At 72.0% G+C, this 24538-nt stretch carries 2 protein-coding genes (1 of these 2 cut by a window edge); both read left to right on the forward strand.

Features of this window, described 5'->3' with window-relative positions:
• Positions 1-18270 carry a non-ribosomal peptide synthase/polyketide synthase gene (locus tag ACFXKA_RS06595; RefSeq protein ID WP_379426394.1) on the forward strand — a complete coding sequence of 6090 codons (18270 nt, stop codon included), beginning with the start codon at positions 1-3 and terminating at the stop codon, positions 18268-18270.
• Positions 18270-24538, forward strand: partial view of a non-ribosomal peptide synthase/polyketide synthase gene (locus tag ACFXKA_RS06600; RefSeq protein ID WP_379426395.1) — the 5' end (the start) only. The gene runs 12766 nt beyond the window's last position; 6269 of the gene's 19035 nt are visible here — the first part of the coding sequence; it begins with the start codon at positions 18270-18272; its stop codon lies off the right edge, out of view. The genes ACFXKA_RS06595 and ACFXKA_RS06600 overlap by 1 nt, the downstream gene beginning before the upstream one ends.

Genomic DNA, 24538 nt, shown 5'->3' on the forward strand with positions numbered 1-24538 from the left:
ATGACAAGGGAGGCTCTGGTGCAGGGTACGGACTCGAGTGGTCTCGGACCGAGTGAAGTTCCGACGTCGGATGTCTCAGCGCCCTTTCCCCTCGGACCCGCACAGATCGGCGTCTGGTACGCCCAGCTGCTGAACCCCGACGTGCCGTGCAGCATGGCCCAGTACGTCGATATCCAAGGCGATTTCGATGTCGACCTGCTCCTGCGGGTGTCCCAGGACGGCGTGCCGATCTGGCGCTCCTCCCAGCTGCGCTTCACCGAGATCGACGGACAGCCCTTCCAGTACATCGACGAGTCCGCCGGCCACAACACCCGCATCATGGACCTGCGGTCGGAGGCCGATCCCATTGCGGCGGCGCATGAATGGATGCGCGCCCAGATCGTCCAGCCGGTGAACGTCCTCGTCGATGCCGAGCGGCTCTTCGCGCCCGCGCTGATCCGGGTCGCCGATCAGCGCTGGTTCTGGTTCGTGGTCGGCCATCACATCGTGGGCGACGGCTACGCCGCCATGAACACCATGCAGTGGACGGCTCGGCGCTACACCGCCCTGAAGCGCGGCCTGGAACCGGAGACGGTGCAGGTCGGCACGCAGCAGGAGCTGGTGGAGTCCGAGCTGGCCTACCGCGAGAGCACCCGGTTCCGCACCGACCGCGCGCACTGGGCCGCACGCACCGCCGGCCTGGAGGGCGGCACCACCCTCAAGGGCCGTTCCGCGCCGCCGCGCGCGGGCAATATGCGCTACGGCCAGATCCTGCCCGAGGAGCTGCAGCGGCGCCTCGAAAAGTGCGGCGAGCAGCACGATTCCGGTCTGCCCGGGGTGATCATCGCGGCCTTCGCGGCCTATATGGCCCGGCTCACCGGCAAGGACGAGGCCGTGCTGAGCCTGCCGGTGACGGCCCGCACCACCGCGGTCATGCGGCGCTCGACGGGCATGCTGTCCAATATCGTGCCGCTGCGCATTCCGGTCCGGGACGAGACCACCTGGGGTGAGCTGCTCACCTCGGCGCGGGTGGAGATCTCGGGCGCGCTGCGCCATCAGCGCTACCGTCACGAGGACATCCACCGCGACGCCGAACAGCAGGGCAGCCCGGCCTCGCGCGCGCTGTTCGGCCCGATGGTCAATGTCATGCTGTTCCATCCCCAGCTGGAGTTCGGGGATATCCAGGCGCGCCTGCACCTGTTGTCCTCCAGCCCGATCGAGGACATGAGCCTCAATCTCTTCTACGGGGAGAACGACCGGATCCACCTCGACCTCGAGGTGAACCCGAACCTGTACACCAGCGCGGAGAACGTCCGCCACCACCGCCGCTTCCTGACCTTCCTGGAGCGGCTGGTCGGCCTGGAGTCGGATGAGCGGCTCGCGGGCGTGGACGTCTGCACCGAGCTGGAACGCGATGTGGTGCTGCGGCTGTGGAACGACACCGCGTATCCGGTGGACGGCGCGGCGACGCTGGTGTCGATGTTCGACGCGCAGGCGGCCCGCACGCCGTCGGCCCCGGCGGTGCGTTTCGCCGGTGAGCCCGCCCGCGATCTCGGCTACGGCGCGCTCGCGGAGCGCGTGAATCGCCTTGCCCGCCACCTGATCTCGTTGGGCGTCGGCCCGGAATCGCTGGTCGCGCTGCACCTGCGCCGGTCGCCGGAGCTGGTGGTGGCCATGTACGCCGTGCAGGCCGCCGGTGCGGCCTATGTGCCGCTGGACCCGGACCACCCGGCCGAGCGCACCGCGCACATCCTGAGGACGGCCGCGCCCGCGCTGGTGCTGACCACCTCGGCCGATCGCCCCGAAACCGATGTCACCGCACTGGATCTGGATCAGCTGGGCGGTGAGGCCCTGGCCGGCTACTCGGCCGCGCCGGTGACCGATGCCGAGCGCCGTACGCCGCTGCGGCCGGCGAACACCGCCTACGTCATCTTCACCTCGGGTTCCACCGGCCGCCCCAAGGGCGTGGCGGTGACCCACGCGGCGATCGTGAACCGCCTGGTGTGGATGCAGCAGACCTACCGGCTCTCCGAGGCCGATGTGGTGCTGCAGAAGACGCCCGCCACCTTCGACGTGTCGGTGTGGGAGTTCTTCTGGCCGTTGCAGATCGGCGCGACCCTGGTGCTGGCGCAGCCCGACGGCCACCGTGACCCCGCCTACCTGCGTGCCGTGATCGCCGAATACGGCGTCACCACCGCACATTTCGTGCCGTCCATGCTGGACGCGTACGTATCCGAGTTGGAGCAGTCCGCTCTGGTTCGCGGCGCGTCTCGATTCTGGACTGCGGCTGGAATCGACCTCCGCCTTGGAGCGGGGGAGCGAAGCGGAGGAGCGGAGGAGGGAAGAATCGAGACCTCCAGCGCCGCGAACCCGCCGGAGCGCAGCGGAGGCAAATTGAGCACAGTCTTCGCCTCCGGTGAGGCGCTGCCGGGCCGGACCGCCCAGCGGCTGCGCGCGCTGACCGGCGCCGAACTGCACAATCTCTACGGTCCTACCGAAGCTGCGGTCGATGTCACCTTCCACGAGGTGACCGCCGCGGACACCGTTTCCGTGCCGATCGGCGCACCGGTGTTCAATACCCGGCTGTACGTGCTCGACGCACGTCTGCGGCCGGTCCCCGTAGGGACCCCGGGTGAGCTGTATCTGTCGGGGGTTCAGCTCGCCCGGGGCTACGTGGCGCGTCCGGGCCTGACGGCCGAGCGCTTCGTCGCCGATCCGTTCGCCGGGGAGTCCGGGGAACTCATGTACCGGACCGGCGACCTGGTCAGCTGGACCGACAATGGTGAGCTGGAGTACCTGGGCCGCACCGATTTCCAGGTGAAGGTGCGCGGCCTGCGCATCGAGCTCGGCGAGATCGAGTCGGTGCTGGTCGCCGTGGACGGCGTGTCGCGCGCGGTGGTGATCGTGCGTGACGATCAGCTGGTGGCCTACGTGGTCGCGCCGGCCGAAGTGGACGCCACCCGTTTGAAGGCCGCGGCGGCGCGGGCGCTGCCGGGCTACATGGTGCCGAACGCCTACGTGGTGCTGGATGCCCTGCCGGTCAACGCCTCCGGCAAGCTGGATCGGGCCGCGCTGCCCGAGCCGGTCCGGGTGGCGGTGCGGCACGAGGCGCCGGTCACCGTGACCGAACAGGCCGTGGCGCGGGTCTTCGGCGAGGTGCTGGGTGCGACCGAGGTCGGCCGCGCCGACGATTTCTTCGCCCTGGGCGGCAACAGCCTGATCGCCACCCAGGTGGCGGCGCGGCTGAACGCCGAGCTGGGTTGCCGGCTCACCGTACGCGAGATGTTCTCCGCCACCGGCGTATCCGAGCTGGCGGCGGTGATCGACGACCAGTTCCTGGACGCCGACGCGGAGGCGGGCAACGCGGTCGCCCTGGTGCGGCGTGAGCGCCCCGAGGCGCTGCCGCTGTCCCCGGCGCAGCAGCGCATCTGGTTCCTGAACCGTTTCGACACCGGCAGCGCCGGCTACAACATGCCGTTCGTGGTGCGCCTGCGCGGCGAGGCCGACGAGGCGGCCATGCGGGACGCGCTGATGGACGTGCTGGACCGGCACGAGGTGCTGCGCACCGTATTCCCCTCGACGGCTTCGGGTTTCGCGGTTCAGCAGGTGCTGACGGTCGCCGCGGCGGCGGAGCCGGTGGCGCACGAGAGCTGTGACGCTGACGAACTGGACGCGCGATTGCGCGAGTTCGCGGCGCAGGGCTTCGACCTGGAACACGAGATCCCGTTCCGGGCACGACTGTTCACCGTCACCGGCGTGGTCGCCTCGGACTGTGGACTGGGCGGTCCGGTCCTGGTGGACGCCGCCGATCTGGACGTGCCCGAGTACGCCATCGCCATCGTGCTGCACCACATCGCCGCCGACGGCCTGTCGCTCCCGGTCCTGGCCCGCGACCTGATCACCGCCTACCTGGCGCGGTCCCAGGGACAAGCCCCGGCCTGGCAGCCGCTGGCCGTGCAGTACGCGGATTACACGCTGTGGCAGCGCGATCGCCTCGGCGCGGCCGACGATCCGGACTCGCTGCTGTCGCGGCAGCTGGACTTCTGGCGGCAGACCCTGGCGGGCGCCCCGGACCTGCTCGAGCTCCCGGCCGATCGCCCGCGTCCGGTGGCCGCCACCGGCCGCGGCGCCAAGCTGGCCGTCGAACTGCCTTCCGAGTTGCACGCGCGAATTTCGGAAACCGCTCGGGCCGAGGGTATTTCGACCTTCATGCTCATGCACGCCGCGCTGGCGGTGCTGCTGTCCCGGCTGTCCGGCGAGTCGGACATCGTCATCGGCACCCCGGTGGGCGGCCGCGGCGCGCGCGAACTCGACGACCTGATCGGCATGTTCGTCAATACGCTGCCGCTGCGCACCGACGTCGACGGCGCGCTGAGCTTCCGGGAACTCGCGCACCGGGTCCGCGACACCGATCTCGCGGCCTTCGCGCACGCGGACGTGCCCTTCGAACAGCTTGTCGAGGCACTGAATCCGGCCCGCTCGCAGTCGCGCCATCCGCTGTTCCAGGTGGCGCTGTCCTTCACCGCGACCGGAGACATCAGCCTCGAACTGCCCGGATTGCTTGCCACGACGGGTACCCTGGACACGGAGGTGACCAAGTTCGACCTCTCGGTAGCGGTCACCGAAAGCTTCGCCGGTGCCGGTCCCGGGGAAGGTCCGGCACCGGCGGGGATCCACGCGGAGTTCGAGTTCGCGGTGGATCTGTTCGACCCCTCCACCATCGAGGTCTTCGCACACCGTTTCGTGCGCCTGCTCGAGGCCGTCACCACCGATCCTGCCGTGATCGTGGACGCGCTGCCGCTGCTGGCCCCCGCCGAATACACCGATCTGACAACCCGTTCGGGCGGTGCCGTACAGGCCACCCGGCTGCTGCCGGACATGATGGCGCGCGCCGTGGCCGTCGGCCCGGACCGCCCGGCGCTGATCTCCGGCGAAACCACGCTCAGCTACGGCGATCTCGACGCGACCACCAGCCGCCTGGCCCGCCTGCTGATCGATCGCGGCATCGGCCCGGACGATCTGGTGGCCGTCGGCCTGCCGCGGTCGCTGGAAGCCGTTGTCGCGGTGTGGGCGATCGTGAAGACCGGCGCCGCCTGGCTGCCGGTGGATCCCGCGTTCCCGGCCGAGCGCATCGCGCACATGGTCCGCGATTCGGGCGCGGTCCTCGGCGTGACCGGTTCCGCCGTGGTCGGCGGGCTGCCGGAGGTGCTGCCCTGGCTGGTGCTCGACGAGCCCGGATTCCGTGCCGACTGGGCGGGATTCGCCGCCGATCCGGTCGGCGACGCGGACCGGGTGCGCCCGCTGCGCGCGGGGAATGTCGTCTACGCCATCTACACCTCCGGATCGACCGGTGTGCCCAAGGGCGTGCTGGTCACGCACGCGGGCGTGCCCGGCCTGGCCGCCTCGCAGTACGAGCGCTACGTCGGTTCGCCGTCGGCGCGGGTGCTGCAGGGCTCCACCCCGAACTTCGACATCTCGGTCGCCGAGCTGCTGATGGCCGTCGAGTCGGCCGGCACGCTGGTGATCGCGCCGCCCGGGGCCACCGTGGGCCCGGAGCTGGCGGAAGTGATTCGCGCGCAACAGGTGACGCACGTGCTGATGACGCCCTCGGCGATCGGCACCATCGATCCCGCCGACGTGCCCGGCCTGCGCCACATCGCGGTCGGCGGCGAGGCCGTCCCGGCGGAGCTGGTGCGGCGCTGGGCCGAGGCCGGGCGCACCCTGGTCGACGCCTACGGGCCCACCGAGACCACCATCGTCGTGAATGCCAGTGCACCACTGCCGGCCAACGGTCCGGTGACCATCGGCCGTCCGCTGGCCGGGGTGCGGGAATGGGTGCTCGATGCCCGGCTGCGGCCGGTGCCGGTGGGCATGATCGGCGAACTGTACGTGGCCGGTCCGCAGCTGGCCCGCGGCTACCGCGGCCGCGCCGCCCTCACCGCCGACCGTTTCGTGGCCTGCCCGTGGGCGCCCGGTGAACGCATGTACCGCACCGGCGACCTGGTGCGCTGGACCGCCGACGGCACCGTGGACTACCTGGGCCGCAACGACTCCCAGGTCAAGGTGCGCGGCTTCCGGATCGAGCTGGGCGAGATCGAGTCCGCGGTGGCGGCGCATCCGCTGGTGCGCAGCGCCGCGGTGATCGTGCACCGCGACGCCGTGCGCGGGGATCAGATCGTCGCCTACCTCGTGCCCGAGTCCGCGGGCCTCGACCTGGCCGAGCTGAAGGCCGGACTGGCGAATCGCCTGTCCGCGTACATGATTCCGGCCGCCTTCATGGTGCTCGACGCCCTGCCGATGACCATCAACGGCAAGCTGGACTACCGCGCGCTGCCCGCGCCGATCTTCCCCAAGCGCGAATTCCGCGCGCCCGCCACGCCGGTCGAGCAGCTGGTCGCCGATGTCTTCGCCGAGGTGCTGGGCCTGGTCCCGGCCGTCGCGGAGACCGCCGTCGAGACCGTGCCGCCGCGTCCCCGGCCGGCCTCGGCCGATGCCGCAGACGCCGGCGAGGCCGCACAGGCGGTCGGCGCGGACGACGACTTCTTCGAGCTGGGCGGCAATTCGCTGATCGCCACCCAGGTGACCGCCCGCCTGGGCGCCGCCCTCGACACCCAGATCCCGGTGCGGCTGGTCTTCGAGGCCTCCAGCGTGGCCGAGCTGGCCGCGCGGGTGGCCGAGCTGGCCGGATCCGGCTCCCGCGCACCGCTGGTGGCGGGGGAGCGGCCCGAGGTGGTGCCGCTGTCCTACGCCCAGCAGCGCATGTGGTTCCTCAACCGCTTCGACAACAGTTCGATTGCGGACAACCTGGTCGCGGCCATCCGGCTGGACGGTCCGCTGGACGCGGACGCGCTGGCCGCGGCGGTCACCGATGTGGTGTCCCGGCACGAGACGCTGCGCACCGTGTACCCGGCCGTGGACGGTGTCGGCCGCCAGCTGGTGCTGTCCGCCGAGGCGGCCGGCATCGCCCTGGCGCCCGAGCAGGTGAGCCCGGACGCGCTGGAATCGCGCATCATCGAGCTGGCCGTGCTGCCCTTCGCGGTGGACGAGCAGCCGCCGGCGCGGCTGACCCTGCTGCGCCTGGCGCCGCAGACCCACGTGCTGGTTGTCGCCGTGCACCACATCAGCGCCGACGGCTGGTCCATCGCCCCGCTGACCCGGGATCTCATGGTGGCCTACACCGCCCGCCGCGCCGGCGCCGCGCCGCAGTGGACGCCGCTGCCGGTGCAGTACGCCGACTACACGCTGTGGCAGCGCGCGGTGCTGGGCGACGAGGACGATCCGGAATCGCTGCTGGCGGAGCAGATTCGCTTCTGGCGCGCCGAACTGTCCGGTCAGCCCGACACCCTGGAACTGCCCAGCGACCGGCCCCGCCCGGCGGTCGCCACCCGCCGCGGCGCGCAGTACCGCTTCGTCATCTCCGCCGAGCGGCACCGCCGCCTGCGCGAGCTGGCCGAGCGCGATCACGCCACGGTGTTCATGGTGCTGCACGCGGCGTTCGCCACGCTGCTCGCGAAACTCTCCGGCACCGCGGACATTTCGATCGGTTCGCCGGTCGCGGGCCGCGGCGAGCAGGCGCTCGACGACCTGGTCGGCATGTTCGTCAACACCCTGGTGCTGCGCACCGAGGTCACCCCGCACCGCTCGTTCCGGGAGCTGCTGGCCCGGGTGCGCGAGGCCGATCTGCGCGCCTTCGCGCACGCGGACGTGCCCTTCGAGCGGCTGGTCGAGGTGATCGCCCCGATGCGCTCGCAGGCCCGCCACCCGCTGTTCCAGGTGGCCCTGGACCTGGCCAATGTCACCCAGCCCACGCTGGAGCTGGACGGGCTGACGGTCTCGCGCATCGACCTGGATCCCGGCGCCGCCAAGTTCGACCTGCAGCTGTCGGTGGGCGAGGACGCCGCGACCGGCGAGCTGAGCGCCCAGTTCACCTACGCCATCGACATTTTCGACGAGGCCACCGTGGCGGCCTTCGCGCGGCGGCTGGACGTGGTGCTCGAGGCCGTGACCGACGAGCCGGACCGGCTGGTCGGCGAGATCGACCTGCTCATCGGCGACGAGCGCTCCCGGGTGCTGATGTCCTGGAACGACACCGCCCGCGATACGCGAGAGCTACTGCCCGCCACCGATTCCGGCACCGCCACCCTGGTCGACCTGTTCGAGGCCAGGGCGCTGACCTGCCCCGATGCCCCGGCTGTGGAATTCGAGGGGGCGACTCTGTCCTACGGCGAGTTCGCCGCCCGGGTACACCGCCTGGCCCGCAAGCTCGCCGACTCCGGGGTGACCGCGGAATCCCGGGTGGCCCTGGCCATGCGGCGGTCGGACGACATGGTCGTGGCCATGTACGCCGTGCTCGCCGCCGGCGGCGCGTACGTGCCGGTGGACCCGGACCAGCCGCGTCTGCGCATCGACTACGTGCTCGACGCCGCCGCTCCGGTGGCCGTGCTCACCACCGTGCGCGACGGTTTCACCACCGATCGCGACCTGCCGGTGCTGGCCGTGGACGCCCTCGACCTCGCCGGCTACTCGAGCGCCCCGCTCACGGATGCGGATCGCACTGTGCCGCTCCGTGATTCGAACACCGCCTACGTGATCTTCACCTCGGGGTCGACCGGCCGCCCGAAGGGTGTGGCCGTCCCGCACTCGGCCATCGTCAACCGCCTGGTGTGGATGCAGGCCGAGTACGGCCTGACCGCCGCGGATGTCGTCCTGCAGAAGACGCCCTACACCTTCGACGTGTCGGTGTGGGAGTTCTTCTGGCCCTTGCAGATCGGCGCCAAGCTGGTGGTCGCCGCGCCCGACGGCCACCGCGATCCCGCCTACCTGGCCGGCATGATCGCCCGCCGCGGCGTTACCGTCGCCCACTTCGTGCCCTCCATGCTGGCCGTCTTCGTGGCCGAACTCGAGGCTGCCCTTCGCAGCGGTGAAACTCTCCTGGTTCGCGGCCCGTCTCGTTCTGGACTGCGGCTGGAATCGACCTCCGCCTTGGAGCGGGGGAGCGAAGCGGAGGAGCGGAGGAGGGAAGAACGAGACCTTCAGGGCCGCGAACCCGCCGGAGCGGAGTGGAGGCAAGCTCTACACAGCCTGCGGCAGGTGTTCGCCTCCGGTGAGGCGCTGCCCGCGCCGACCGCGCAGAAGCTGCGCGAGCTGACCGGTGCGCGCCTGCACAACCTGTACGGCCCGACCGAGGCCGCGATCGATGTCACCTATCACGAGGTGGCCGACGCGGATACGGCCTTCGTGCCGATCGGCCGCCCGGTGTGGAACACCCGCACCTACGTACTGGACGCGCGCATGAACCCGGTCGCGCCGGGTGTCGCGGGTGAGCTCTATCTGGCGGGTGACCAGCTGGCCCGGGGCTACCTGGGCCGGGCGGATCTGTCGGCGGATCGCTTCGTGGCCAACCCCTTCGGCACCGGCGAGCGCATGTACCGCACCGGTGACCTGGTCACCTGGACCCCCGAGGGCGAGCTGAACTACCTGGGCCGCACCGACTTCCAGGTGAAGCTGCGCGGGCTGCGCATCGAGCTGGGTGAGATCGAGGCCGCGCTGCTGGCGCAGCCGGGCGTCGCCCAGTCGGTCGTGGTGGTGCACGCCGATGCGCACGCCGGTGACCAGCTGGCCGGATACGTGGTCCGCGAACCCGAGGCCGTGGTCGACCTGGACGCGATCAAGACCGCCCTGGCCGCCACGCTCCCGGGCTACATGGTCCCGGCCGCGCTCGTGGTGCTGGATGCCTTCCCGCTCAATGCCTCCGGCAAGCTGGACCGCACCGCCCTGCCGGCCCCGGTCTTCGAGACCGCGGTCTACCGGGCGCCGGAGACGGTGGCCGAGGAGGTCGTGGCCGGTGTGTTCGCGGACCTGCTCGGGGTCGAGCGGGTCGGCGCGTACGACGACTTCTTCGCTCGCGGCGGCAGCTCGCTGCTCGCGGCCCGCGCCGTGGCCCGGGTGGGCGCGGCCCTGGACGCCGAGCTGTCGGTGCGCGACCTGTTCGACGCCCCGACCGTCGCCGGCCTGGCGGCCATCGCGGAGGCCGAGGCGGGCATCGGAACCCGGCTGCCGCTGACCGCGCGGCCCCGCCCGGAGCGGGTGCCGCTGTCGGATGCCCAGCGCCGCATGTGGTTCCTCAACCGCTACCACGCCGATGTGATCGGCACGGGCCCCGGCGCGGCCTCGGACAATATCCCGCTCGTGCTGCGGGTGTCCGGCGTGCTGGACGCCGAGGTGCTCGATGCCGCACTGCGGGACGTGGTTTCGCGCCACGAGACCCTGCGCACCGTCTACCCCGACGGCCCGGACGGCCCCGAGCAGCAGGTGCTGGCGGCGGCCGACGCCGAGTTGCTCACCGCCCGCGTCACCGCGGACGAGATCCCCGGCCGGGTGGCCGGGATCATCGGCCACGCCTTCGACCTGACCCGCGAAACCCCGTTGCGCGCAGCACTGTTCAGCGTCTCGGAGACCGATCATGTGCTGGTGCTGGTGGTCCACCACATCAGCGCGGACGGATTCTCGCTGGGCCCGTTGGCCACCGACTTCATGACGGCCTACCAGGCCCGCCGCTCCGGCGTGGCCCCCGCGTGGGCCCCGCTGCCCGTGCAGTACGCCGACTACACGCTGTGGCAGGCCGAGCGTCGCGGCGACGAATCCGACGCGCGGTCCCTGGCGCACCGGCAGCTGGAGTTCTGGCGGCAGCGCCTGGCCGGGCTGCCCGAGCAGCTGGAACTGCCCACGGACCGGCCGCGTCCGGCGGTTGCCTCGCTGCGTGGCGGCACCCACCGCCTGAGCATCGACTCCGATCTGCACGGTCAGCTGGGCGAATTGGCGCGCAAGCACGACACCACCCTGTTCAGCACCGTGCACGCGGCGCTGGCGGTGCTGCTGGCGCGGGTGTCGAACAGCACCGACATCGCGATCGGCACCCCGGTCGCGGGCCGCGGCGAGCAGGAGCTCGACGGCCTGGTCGGCATGTTCGTCAACACCCTGGTGCTACGCAGCGAGATCGACCCGCGCGCCCGCTTCGACTCCGTGCTGGACGCGGTGCGCGCGGACGACATCGCCGCGCTCTCGCACGCGGAGGTGCCTTTCGAGCGCCTGGTCGAGGTGCTGTCCCCGGCCCGGTCGCAGGCCCGGCACCCGCTGTTCCAGGTGGCCCTGACCTTCCACAACTACGCGCTGCCCACGGTGGAGCTGCCCGAGCTGCGGGTGCACCCGGAGACCCTGGACGCCGGAGTGTCCAAGTTCGATCTGCAGTTCACCGTGCTCGAGACCCACGCCGCGGACGGCCGCGCCGGTGGCATGGATATCGAGATCACCTACGCCAGTGAGCTTTTCGACGCCGACACCATCGCGGCGCTGGCGGGCCGTTTCGGCCGGGTGCTGGCGGCGGTGGCCGCCGACCACACCGTGGTGGTCGGCGATATCCAGCTGCTGAGCAGCGAGGAGAGTGCCCGCGTACTGCACGAGTGGTCCGCCACCGGTCCCGATGTCGCCGAGTTCACCACTCTCGCCGACCGATTCGCGACCGCCGCCGCCCTCGACCCGGCGGCCCCGGCCGTCCGCGCCGGGGACGTGACCCTCACCTACGCCGAGCTCGACGCCCGCTCCAACCGCCTGGCCCGCTGCCTCATCGCGGCCGGTGTCGGACCGGAATCGCTGGTGGCCGTGGCGTTGCCGCGCACCGCGGAGCTGGCCGTGGCGCTGCTGGCCGTGGTGAAGGCCGGCGGCGGCTACCTGCCGATCGACCCGAACTACCCGGCCGACCGCATCGAGTACGTGATCGACGACGCCCGGCCGGTGTGCGCGATCAGCAGCGGCGACGCGCAGCTGCCGGCCGGCTGGTTCGGCGGACCGGTCGTCTGCCTGGACACCATCGACCTCGACGGCTACGCCGCCGACCCGGTCACCGACCGCGACCGGCGCGCGCCGCTGCGCCCGGCCGACACCGCCTACGTCATCTACACCTCGGGTTCCACCGGCCGCCCCAAGGGCGTGGTGATCCCGCACCGCAATGTGATCCGCCTGTTCGACAATGCGCAGGGGCACTACGGTTTCGGGCCCGCCGACGTGTGGACCATGTTCCACTCCTACGCCTTCGACTTCTCGGTCTGGGAGCTGTGGGGCGCGCTGCTGTACGGCGGCAGCGTGGTGGTGGTCGACTACTTCACCTCGCGGTCGCCGCAGCAGTTCCGCGAACTGCTCGCCACCGCGGGCGTGACCGTGCTCAATCAGACGCCGTCGGCGTTCTACCAGCTGATCACCGCCGACACCGAGTCCGATACCGAGCTCGCGCTGCGGTATGTGATCTTCGGTGGCGAGGCGCTGGAACCGCAGCGGCTCGCGGGCTGGTTCGTGCGGCACCCGCAGGGCCCGGCGCTGATCAACATGTACGGCATCACCGAGACCACGGTGCACGTGTCCTACCGCCCGATCACCCCGGACACCGGCTCCGCCAGCGTGATCGGCGGCGCGCTGCCGGGTCTGACCGTGCGCGTGCTGGATTCGCGACTGCGTCCGGTGCCGGTCGGCGTCCCCGGCGAAATCTATGTCTCCGGTGGGCAATTGGCGCGCGGCTACCTGAACCGCCCGGCGCTCACCGCCGGTCGCTTCGTGGCCGACCCCTACGGCGCTTCCGGCGAATCCGCCTACCGCACCGGCGATCTGGCGCGCTGGACCGCCACCGGCGACCTCGAGTACCTGGGCCGTATCGACCAGCAGGTGAACCTGCACGGCTTCCGGGTCGAGCTGGGCGAGATCGAGGCCGCGCTGCTGCGGGATTCGCAGGTGCGCGAGGCCGCGGTCATCGTGCGCCACGACGCCGCCGTGGACGCCTCCCGCATCGTCGGCTATGTGGTTCCGGCCGCGGACACCGCGCCGTCCACCACCGACCTGCGGGCCTTCGTCGCCCGGGAGCTGCCCGAGCACATGGTGCCCGCGGCGGTGGTGATCGTGGACCGGATCCCGTTGACCGTCAACGGGAAGCTCGATCGCGCGGCGCTGCCCGCTCCGGTCTTCGAGGGCACCGAGTACCGGCAGCCGGCCACCGTCGCCGAGGAGCTCATCGCCAACGTCTACGCCGACCTGCTGGGCATCGAGCGGGTGGGCGCGGACGACGACTTCTTCGCCCTGGGCGGCTCCTCGCTGCTCGCGGCCAAGGCGGTCGCCCGCATCGGCGCCCTGTTCGACACCACGGTCGGCGTGCGCGCCCTGTTCGAGGCGCCCACCGTGACCGCCCTGGCCGCCCGCGTGCAGGCCGAGGCCGACGGGCCGAAGCGTCCGGTGCTGGTCGCCGGTGCCCGGCCCGAGCACCTGCCGCTCTCGCCCGCCCAGCAGCGCATGTGGTTCCTCAACCGCTTCGATCGCGCGTCCACGGCCTACAACATCCCGCTCGCCCTGCGCCTTACCGGCGAGCTGGACGCCCCCGCGCTCGAGGCCGCCTTCGCCGCCGTGGTGGAACGCCACGAGACCCTGCGCACCGTCTACCCGGAGACCGCGGACGGGCCCGCGCAGGTGATCCTGCCTGCCGCGCAGGTGGTTTCGGAGCTGAAGCCGGTCGATGTGACCGAGGCCGAGCTGGTGGCCCGGGTCACCGAATTCGCGACCACCACCTTCGACGTGACCGTCGACGTGCCGGTGCGGGTGCTGCTGCTGCGGGTGGTCGACGCCGACGGCGCGCCCACCGGCGATCACGTGCTCGCCGGTGTGCTGCACCACATCTCGGCCGACGGCTCCTCGGTGGTCCCGTTCGTGCGCGACCTGATGGTCGCCTACGACGCCCACCTGGCCGGCTCCCGGCCGTCGTGGACCCCGCTGGCCGTGCAGTACGCCGACTACGCGCTGTGGCAGCGCGCCCTGCTCGGCGCCGAGGACGATCCCGCCTCGGTGGCCGCGGGCCAGCTCGCCTTCTGGCGGGAGACCCTGGCGGGTCTGCCCGATCAGCTGGACCTGCCCGCCGACCACCCGCGCCCCGCACGGCAGAGCCTGCGCGGCAGCTATATCCGGCTCCCGCTCGACGCCGACCTGCACGCGGGTCTGACGGAGCTGGGCCGACGCCGCGGCGCGACCCTGTTCATGGTGGTGCACGCCGCTTTCGCGGCTCTGCTGTCGCGGCTCTCGGGCACCACCGACATCGCGGTCGGCACCCCGATCGCGGGCCGCGGCGACGCCGCCCTCGACGACGTGATCGGTATGTTCGTCAACACGCTGGTGCTGCGCACCCGCACCGACGGCGGCGAACCGTTCACCGACCTGCTGGCCCGCGTGCGCTCCGGCGACATCGCCGCCTTCGGCAATGCCGACGTACCCTTCGAACGCCTGGTGGAGGTGCTCAACCCGGCCCGCTCCACCGCCCGGCACCCGCTGGTCCAGGTCGGCCTGTCCTTCCAGAACCACGAGCGCGCCGAGCTGCAGCTGTCCGGCCTGACCGTGTCGGAGGTCGAATTCGACACCCACGTGGCGCAATTCGATCTGCACCTGTTCGCGGTGGACCACTACACCGAGACCGGCGCGCCCGCCGGGCTGGAGCTGACCCTCGGCTACGCCCACGACCTGTTCACCGAGGGCACCGCGCAGCGGTTCACCGCCGCGCTGGCCCGGCTGCTGGAAACCGTTGCGGCACAGCCGGACACCGTCATCGGCGATATCGACCTGCTGGGTGCGGGTATGCGCCAGCGCATCCTGCACGACTGGAACGCCACGGCGCACCAGCTCGCGCCGGCCACCCTGGCCGATCTGGTCGACGCCCAGGTGGCGACGAACCCCGCCGCGGTCGCCCTGCTGGGCGCCGGAACCTCGCTCACCTATGCGGAATTCGACGCCCGGGTCAACCGCCTGGCCCGGCGGCTCATCGCCGCGGGCGTCGGCCCGGAGACCGGCGTGGTGCTCGCCATGCGCCGTGGCATCGACCTGGTGGTCGCCATGTACGCGGTGGTCAAGGCCGGCGGCGCCTACGTGCCGATCGACCCGGACCACCCGGCCGATCGCATCGCCTACATTGTCGAAACCGCCGCTCCGGCAGTGGTTCTCACCACGTCCTCCGATGGCGTGCCCTTCGAGGCCGCGGTCCCGGTGCTCGAGGTGGACCGGCTGGAGCTGTCCGGCCTGTCCGCGGCGCCGATCACCGACGGTGAGCGGGTGCGCCCGCTGCGCCCGCAGCACCCGGCCTACGTCATCTTCACCTCGGGTTCGACCGGCCTGCCCAAGGGCGTGACGGTGCCGCACGCGGCCATCGTCAACCAGTTGCGCTGGCTGCGCGCCACCTTCGAGCTGGACGCGGGCGACCGCGCGCTGCTGAAGACCCCCGCCACCTTCGACCTGTCGGTGTGGGAGTTCTGGTCCGCGCTGACCACCGGCGGCAGCCTCGTGGTGTCCGCCGCGGGCGACGAACGCGATCCCGACCGCCTGCGCGCCCTGATCGAGACGCACGCCGTCACGATCCTGCACCCGGTGCCCTCGCTGCTGGGCATGCTGCTGGCGGGCGGCCCGCTGCCCGCCTCGGTGCGCGCGGTGCTGGCCATCGGCGAGGCGCTGCCGGCCGCGACGGCCGCGGAGTTCCTCGACCAGCATCCCGACAGCGAGAATGCCGAGGGCGCACGGCTGTTCAACCTCTACGGCCCGACCGAGGCGGCGGTCTCGATCACCTCCTACGAGGTGAGCGAGCGGCACCGGCAGGCGGTGCCGATCGGCTCGCCCGCCTGGAACAGCCGGGTCTACGTGCTCGACGCCCGCCTGTCCCCGGTCCCGATCGGTGTGCCGGGCGAGTTGTACCTGTCCGGCGCGCAGTTGGCGCGCGGCTACCACGGCCGCCCGGCCCTGACCGCCGACCGCTTCGTGGCGGACCCCTTCGCCGGGGGCCGCATGTACCGCACCGGCGATATCGTCCGCTGGCGCGCGGACGGCGCGCTCGAGTACATCGATCGCGCCGACTTCCAGGTCAAGATCGGTGGTTTCCGCATCGAGCTCGGTGAGGTGGAGACCGCGCTGTACCGGCAGCCCGGCGTGAGCGCCGCGGTCGCCGTGGCCCGCACCACCGCCGACGCGGGCGCTCGGCTGGTCGCGTACGCCGCGGTCCCCGGCACCTCCGAGGAACGCCGCGACGAAGTGTCGGCCGCCCTGCGCGCCGCGCTCGCCGCGGAGCTGCCGACCTACATGGTCCCGGCCGCGCTGGTCGTGCTGGACGCCCTGCCGCTGAACGCCAACGGCAAGGTGGACCGGGCGCGGCTGCCCGAACCGGTCTTCGCCGTGGCGGCCTACCGCGAGCCGGTGACCGCGCTCGAGCAGGCCGTCGCCGCGGGCTTCGCGGAGGTCATCGGCGCGGCCGGGGCCACCCCGATCGGCCTGGACGCGGACTTCTTCGCACTGGGCGGCAATTCGCTCATGGCGACCCGCCTGGCCGCCCGGCTCGGCTCGGATCTCGGTGTGCGGGTGCCGGTCTCGGCCCTGTTCGAGGCCCCGACCGTGGGCGGGCTGGCGGCCTGGATCGCCACCGCCGACCCGGCCGAGCTGCTGCCCGCCCTGACCCGCCGTACCGACGCGGGCCCGGCCCCGCTGTCGCTGGCCCAGCAGCGCATGTGGGTGCTCAACCGCCTGCACCCGGAGTCGGGCGCCTACAACGTGCCCGCCGCCGTCCGGCTCACCGGCGCGCTCGACAAGGCTGCGCTCACCGCGGCCCTGCGGGATGTGCTGGAGCGCCACGAGATTCTGCGCACCCGCTATCCCGAGGTGGACGGCGAGCCCGTGCAGGTGGTGCTGGAGCTGGGCGAACTCCAGGGCGAGCTCACCCTGGTCCCGGTGTCCGAGAACGAGATTCAGGCGCGTCTGGTCGAGACCGCCACGGCCGGTTTCGATGTCACCGTCGCGCCGCCGGTGCGGGTGACGCTGTTCGAACTCGGCCCGGCCGACCACGTCCTGCTGGTGGTGCTGCATCACATCAGCGCCGACGGCTACTCGGTGCTGCCCATGACCCGGGATCTGGTGCTGGCCTACACCTCCCGCCTGGCCGGGGACGCGCCCGCCTGGGCACCGCTGGAGATCCAGTACGGCGACTTCGCCGCCTGGCAGCGCCGCGTGCTCGGTTCGGACGCCGATCCGGACAGCCTGTTGTCGCGGCAGCTGCGCTTCTGGGTGGACGAGCTGTCCTCCGCGCCCGAGCAGCTGGCGCTGCCCACCGACCGCCCCCGGCCGGCGCGGCGCGAGATGCTCGGCGAGACGGTCGATTTCGCGGTCGACGCGGAGACCGTCGAGCGGCTCTCGGCCCTGGCCCGCGCGCACGGCGCCACCCTGTTCGGGGTCGTGCACGCCGCCTTCGCGGTGCTGCTGGCCAAACTGTCCGGCCAGCGCGACATCTCGATCGGCGTCCCGCTCGCCGGGCGCGGTGAGCGGGCGCTGGACGACCTGATCGGCATGTTCGTCAATACCGTGGTGCTGCGCGCCGAGGTGGACGGCAAGCTCGCCTTCACCGATCTGCTGCGGCAGGTGCGCGACCACGACCTGGCGGCGTTCGCCCAGGCCGACGTGCCGTTCGAGCGCGTGGTGGAGGCCGTGCTGGCCGCCACCGGCCGGGCCCGTTCGGCGTCGGTGAGCCCGCTGTTCCAGGTGGCCTTCGCCTTCCAGAACATGTCGCCGGTGTCGGCGGCGCTGCCCGGACTCACCGTCGAGGCGCTCGACCCCGAGCTCACCGAGGCCAAGTTCGACCTCCAGCTCACCGGCATCGAGCGGCACGACGAGGCCGGCCGGGTGGTGGGCCTGGACATGCGATTCGGGTACGCCACCGACATTTTCGGTGCGGACAGCGTGCGCCTGCTGGCGCAGCGGCTGCTGCTGGTGCTGCACACCGTGGTGTCCGATCCCGAAGCGCCGGTGCGCGACATCGACATTCGCACCGAGGCGGAACGCACCCGCCGCCCCGGCGGCGGAGCCGTGAAGACCGCAGCGGCGGTGCCGCACAAGGACGCAGCGGCGGTGCCGCACAAGGACGCAGCGGCGGTGTCGCAGCCGCCGGCCGATCTGCCGGCCCTGCTCGCCGCGGCGGCGGCGGCCGCCCCCGAGGCGGTCGCCCTCACCCACGGCGAGCACACCGTCACCTATCGGGATCTTGCCGGGAAGATCGCCGTCACCGCCCGCGCCATGGGCGCCGCCGCGAAGCCGGAGGCGCTGGTGAACGTGGCACTCGCCGGACTGGTACCCGGCATTCTGGCCGCTCTCGGCGCGGCCGGACTCCATCAGGCCCTGAGCACGCTCACCGCGGACGCGCAGGCCCTGGTTCTTCGCTCGGAGAGCACGTCGGAAGGAAGCCTCTGATGCACTACGCAGAGTCGATCGCCACCAGCCGGAACGGACGGGTCACGGCCTTGCGCCGAGCCTACGGCGTGGGCGACCTACCATGTCTGATCGCTGTCGTGGCCGAGCTGGACGCCGACCGCATAGCCCTGCGGGACGCCGGCGACACCGTCGCCTACGGCGCCCTGGCCACCGAGATCGCCATGCTCAGCGAGGCCATGGGCGGCGCGCTGGAGCCCGAGGCGCTCATGCAGGTGGTGGTGTCCGGGCAGCTCCCCGGACTGATGAACGGCGAGGCCGGCGGCCTCACCGCGGCGTTGGAGGCGCTGGTCGACGACGCCGTGCTGGCCGCCTCCGACGTCCTCGACCCCAAGCTGGCCCCGGTCGAGACCCTGAGCACGCAGTTCCGCGCCCAGGTGCAGCGCACCCCCGACGCGGTGGCGATGGAATTCGAGGGCGCGACACTCACCTACGCCGAATTCGCCACCCGCGTCACGGTTCTCGCGCGGCATCTGCGCGGTCTGGGCGTCGGCCCCGATGTCCTGGTGGGCCTGTCGGTGCGCCGCTCCTTCGAGCTGATGGTCGGCATGTTCGCCATCCTCGAAGCCGGTGGCGCGTACGTGCCCCTCGATCCGGATCACCCGGCCGAGCGCATCTCCTACGTGCTCGAGGTGGCGCAGCCCGCGGTGGTGCTCACCACCACCGCCGACCAGCCCGCCTTCGCCGTCGAGGCCCCGGTGCTGCGCATCGACGAATTCGAGCGCAACGCACGGGAATACGGCATCGACGGCGATCGGCTGCTGTCCCCGGCCGACGACCCCGAGCTGCCGCAGCCCGGCCCGGACAACCTGGCCTACGTCATCTTCACCTCGGGCTCCACCGGCCGCCCCAAGGGCGTGGCCATCCCGCACCGTGCGGTCGTCGCCTTCCTGCGGTGGCAGCAGCGGCAGTTCCGGATCACCGCGGACGACGCGGTGCTGTTCAAGACCAGCACCACCTTCGACGCGTCGGTGTGGGAGATCTTCTGGCCCCTGCAGACCGGGGCGCGACTGGTCATCACCACCCCGGACGGTCACCTGGACCCCGCCTACCTGGTGCGCGTCATTCGCGAATCACGGGTCACCACGGCCTTTTTCGTGCCGTCGATGCTGGCCGCGCTGGTGGGCGAGGTCATGCGCAGCGGCGAGGACATGCCCGATTCCCTGCGCTATCTGCTCACCGGTGGCGAGACCGTCCCCGTCGGAACCGCCGCTGACTTCCGCAGCGTCAGCGGCGCGACCCTGTTCGACGTGTACGGTCCCACCGAGTCCACCGTGCTGGCCACCGCCCACGAGGTCACCGCGGCCGATGTCGACACCATTCCGATCGGCAGCCCCGGCGACGATGTCGAACTGCTGGTCCTCGACGCGGATCTGCGCCCGGTGCCGGTCGGCGTGGTCGGCGAGCTGTACATCGCCGGCACGCAGCTGGCCCGCGGCTATGTGGGTCGCGCGGGTCTGACCGCCGAACGGTTCGTGCCCAACCCCGAGGGCCCGTCCGGCGATCGCATGTACCGCACCGGTGATCTGGTGCGCTGGGTCTCCGGTGTGGACGGTGGCCCGGACGAGCTGGAATACATGGGCCGCAGCGACTTCCAGGTGAAGATGCGCGGCCTGCGCATCGAGCTCGGCGAGGTGGAGTCCGCGCTGCGCCGCACCGCCGCGGTCGCGCAGGCGGCCGTGCTCATGCACACCCGCCCGAACGGCGAGCAAGCACTGGTCGGTTATGTCGTCGCGGCCGACGGCGTCGAAATCGACAGTGCCGCGGTGCTTTCCACCGCGCGGGCGCACGTGCCCGAGTACATGGTGCCGTCGCTGCTGGTCGTCCTGCCCGAGATGCCGATGAACGTGAACGGCAAGCTGGACCGGCGCGCTCTGCCCGACCCGGTATTCGCCGACACCGCCACCGCCTATCGCGCCCCGGCCACTCCCGCCGAGGAGGCGGTCGCGGCCATCTTCGCCGACCTGCTCGACCTCACGGTGGTGGGTGCGGATGACGACTTCTTCACCCTGGGCGGCAACTCTCTCATCGCCACCCGCGCCATCGCCCGGATCCGGGAGTCGCTCGGCGTCACCGTGGACGTGCGCGACTTCTTCGAGCGCCCGACCGTGTCCGCGCTGGCGGCGCTCGGCGACGGCGCGGGCCCGGGGGCCCGGCCGCCGCTGACCGCCGGGCCGCGCCCGGACCACATTCCGCTCTCGCCCGCCCAGCAGCGCATGTGGTTCCTGAACCATTTCGCGCGCAGCGAATACGACCCGGCCGCCGATGATTTCGATCCGTCGGCGGTGGACAACATGCCGTTCGCGCTGCGCTTGCGCGGCGATCTCGACACCGCGGCGCTGGCGGCCGCCTTCGCCGACGTCATCGAGCGCCACGAGTCGTTGCGCACCTACTACCCGGCCGCCGACCAGGGCCCCGCCCAGGTGGTGCTGCCCGCCGCCGCGGTGGACCTGACCCCGCGCGAGGTGCCCGAGGACCAGCTGGCCGCGACGGTATTGGCGCTGGCCGCACAGGGATTCGACGTCACCGCCGAGGTGCCGCTGCGCGCCCGGCTGCTGCGCTCGGGTCCCGGCGACCACACGCTGGTGGTGGTGGCCCACCACATCGCCGCCGACGGCGCCTCCATCGGACCGCTTGTGCGCGACCTGGTGCTGGCGTACGTGGCGCGGCAGGCGGGTCAACGGCCGTCCTACGAGCCGCTGGCCGTGCAGTACGCCGACTACGCGCTGTGGCAGCGGGCCTGGATGGGCGACGAATCCGATCCGGACTCGGTGGCGTCCCGCCAGATCGCTTTCTGGGCAAGCGAACTCGCGGATCTGCCCGCCCAGCTCGACCTGCCCGCGGACCGCCCGCGTCCGGCCGTGTCCAGCTTCCGCGGCACCTCGTTCGAGACCGTGCTGGACGCCGACCTGCGCGCCGCGGTCGACCGGGTGGCCGCCGCCCACCGCGCCACCCCGTTCATGGTGCTGCACGCCGCGCTGGCCGCGGTGCTGGCCCGGCTCTCGGGCACCGGCGACATCGCCATCGGCACCCCGGTCGCCGGGCGCGGCGACCAGGCCCTCGACGACCTGGTCGGCATGTTCGTCAACACCCTGGTGCTGCGCGCCGAGGTGCGCGGCGGGGACTCCTTCGCCGACCTGATCGCCCATGTGCGCGACCGGGATCTGCGCGCCTTCGCCCATCGCGACGTGCCCTTCGAGCGCCTGGTGGAGGTGCTCAATCCGGCGCGCGCCCGCAACCGCCACCCGCTGTTCCAGGTCGCGCTGTTCATGCAGAACCTCGGCGAGCTCACCGCCGCGCTGCCGGGACTGACCGCCGAGGAATTGGACTTCGATCCGGGCATCGCCAAGTTCGACCTGCAGCTGACCGTCGTCTCCGACGGCGACCGCTACCGGGTCCAGTACACCTACGCCACCGACCTTTTCGACGATCACACGGTGCGCGAGTTCGGCGCCAAGTTCACCCGCCTGCTGAGCGCCGCCACCGCCGACGCCGCGGTGCCGGTGGGCGATATCGAACTGCTCGACGCCGGCGAGCGCGACTACGTCACCTCCAGTTGGAACGCCACCGGCTCCCGCGTCCCTGATCAGTTCCTGCACCAGGGTTTCGACGCGCAGGCGGCCCGCACCCCGCACGCGCGCGCCCTGGTCTTCGGCGACACCGAACTCACCTACGCGGAGTTCTCCGAGCGCGCGAACCGGCTGGCGCGCTACCTCATCGCCGCCGGGGTCGGCCCGGAATCGCTGGTGGTGCTGGCCATGGCCCGCTCGGTGGAGCTGGTGGTCGCCATGTACGCCGTGCTGCGCGCCGGCGGCGCGTACGTGCCGGTGGACCCGTCCCACCCGGCCGAGCGCATCGGCCACATCCTCACCACCGCCGGCCCGCACGCCGTGCTCACCACCCGCCGCGACGGCTTCACCCTGCCCGAAACCGTCGACGTGCCACTGCATCACCTCGACGAGCTGGAGCTGGCGGCGTACTCCGCGGCCAAGATCGGCGACCGTGAGCGGCGCGCCGTCCTGCACCCGGACCACCCGGCCTACGTCCTGTTCACCTCCGGCTCCACCGGCAAGCCCAAGGGCGTCGCGGTCACCCACCGCGCCATCGCCAACCAGCTGGCCTGGATGCAGGCCGAGTACGGCGTCCGCGGCCAGGACGTGTACCTGCAGAAGACCGCCACCACCTTCGACGTCTCGCTGTGGGGTTACTTCCTGCCGCTGCGCGCGGGCGCGACCCTGGTGGTCGCCACCCCAGACGGCCACCGCGATCCCCGCTACATCGCCGAAACCATTGCCCGCCACGGGGTCACGCTCACCGACTTCGTGCCCTCCATGCTCGCGGTGTTCGCCGCGCACGCCGAGGCGGGCGAACTCGATTCGCTGCGTGAGGTCTTCGTCATCGGCGAGGCGCTGCCGCCGGAGACCGTCACCGCGTTCTGGGCCGTCAGCGACGCCGGGGTGCACAACCTCTACGGCCCCACCGAGGCCGCGGTGTCCATCACCTTCCGCGAGGCGCACAGCTCCGACACCCTCACCGTGCCGATCGGTGAGCCGGAGTGGAATTCCCAGGTGTTCGTGCTGGATTCGCGCCTGCACCCGGTGGCCATCGGGGTGCCGGGCGAACTCTATCTGGCCGGTGTGCAGCTGGCCCGCGGCTACCACGGCCGGGTCGACCTGACCTCGGATCGCTTCGTGGCCAACCCCTTCGGCCGGCCGGGCGAGCGCATGTACCGCACCGGCGATCTGGTGAAGTGGACCGAGGACGGCGAGCTGGTCTACCTCGAGCGTCTCGACTTCCAGATCAAGTTCCGCGGCCAGCGCATCGAACTGGCCGAGATCGAGAGCGCCCTGCTGCTGGCGCCCGCGGTGGCACAGGCCGCGGTGCGGCTCATCTCCGCCGACTCCGGCGACTACCTGGCGGGCTACGTGGTCGCGGCCCCCGGCGTCGACCTGGACCCGGAGACGCTGCGGGACGGGCTGACCCGGGTGCTGCCGCCGTACATGGTGCCGACCGCCCTGATGGCGCTGCCCGAGCTGCCGCTCAACTCCAGCGGCAAGCTGGACCGCAAGGCGCTGCCCGTTCCGGAGCTGCGCGCCAAGAGCTTCCGCGCCCCCGTCGACGCCGCCCAGCGTCTGGTCGCGACCGTGTTCGCCGAGGTGCTGACCGCCGAGCGGGTCGGCCTGGACGACGACTTCTTCGCCCTCGGCGGCAGCTCGCTCGACGCCGCCCGGGTGACCTCCCGCATCGGCGCCGAGTTCGGCGCCCGGGTCCCGGTGCGCCTGCTCTTCGAGGCCTCCACCGTCGAGGGCCTGGCGGCCGCGCTGGTCGCCGCCAACCCCGACGCCGCCCGGCCGGTGCTGGCCGCGCGGCCGCGCCCCGACCGCATTCCGCTCTCGCCCGCCCAGCAGCGCCTGTGGTTCCTCAACCGGATCGAGACCGAGGACGGTGAGCACAGCGTCTACAACCTGCCGATCGTCCTGCGCCTGCGCGGTGCGCTGAACATCGCGGCGCTGGAACAGGCCACGCTGGACGTGCTGGCCCGCCACGAGTCCCTCCGCACCACCTATTCGGACTCGGAATCCGGCCCCTACCAGCACATTCTGGATGTGGAGGACATCGGGCTGAGCCTGAGCCCGGTGCCGGTCGCCGCCGCGGAGATCACCGGCGCGCTCGCCGCCTTCGCCTCGGCCGGATTCGACGTGACCGGCGAACTGCCTTCGCGCATAGGGCTTTTCGTACTCGACGAGGAGACCGAGGACCGGTCCCCGGAATACGTGCTGGCCGTCGTCGTGCACCACATCGCCGCCGACGCCCTCTCGCTGGCGCCGCTGATCACCGATCTCATGCGTGCCTACACCGCCCGCCTCGCCGGCGCCGAGCCCGGCTGGGAGCCGCTGGCGGTGCAGTACGCGGACTACAGCCTCTGGCAGCACGAATTGCTCGGCGACGACCGGGAACCGGGCTCGGTGGCACACCAGCAGCTCGAGTTCTGGCGCGCGACCCTGGCGGGCCTGCCCCCGCAGCTGGCGCTGCCGACCGACCGTCCCCGGCCCGCGACGCCCGCCAATAGCGGTGCGTCCGTGCCGTTCTCGGTGGACGAGACCGTCGCCGCCGGCCTGCGCGAGCTGGCCCGGGCCCACGGCGTGACCATGTTCATGGTCGTGCACGCCGCCTTCGCGGCCCTGCTGGCGCGCAGCAGCGGCACCGCGGACGTGGCCGTGGCCTCGCCGATCGGCGGCCGCGGCGAACG

Origin of the sequence: Nocardia sp. NPDC059228, assembly GCF_042754245.1 — a bacterium.
In the GTDB taxonomy this organism is placed as follows: domain Bacteria; phylum Actinomycetota; class Actinomycetes; order Mycobacteriales; family Mycobacteriaceae; genus Nocardia.

What these genes read in the sequence shown, in the direction of transcription:
- ACFXKA_RS06595 (WP_379426394.1), top strand. Translation starts at nt 1, where the DNA reads ATGACAAGGGAGGCTCTGGTGCAGGGTACGGACTCGAGTGGTCTCGGA.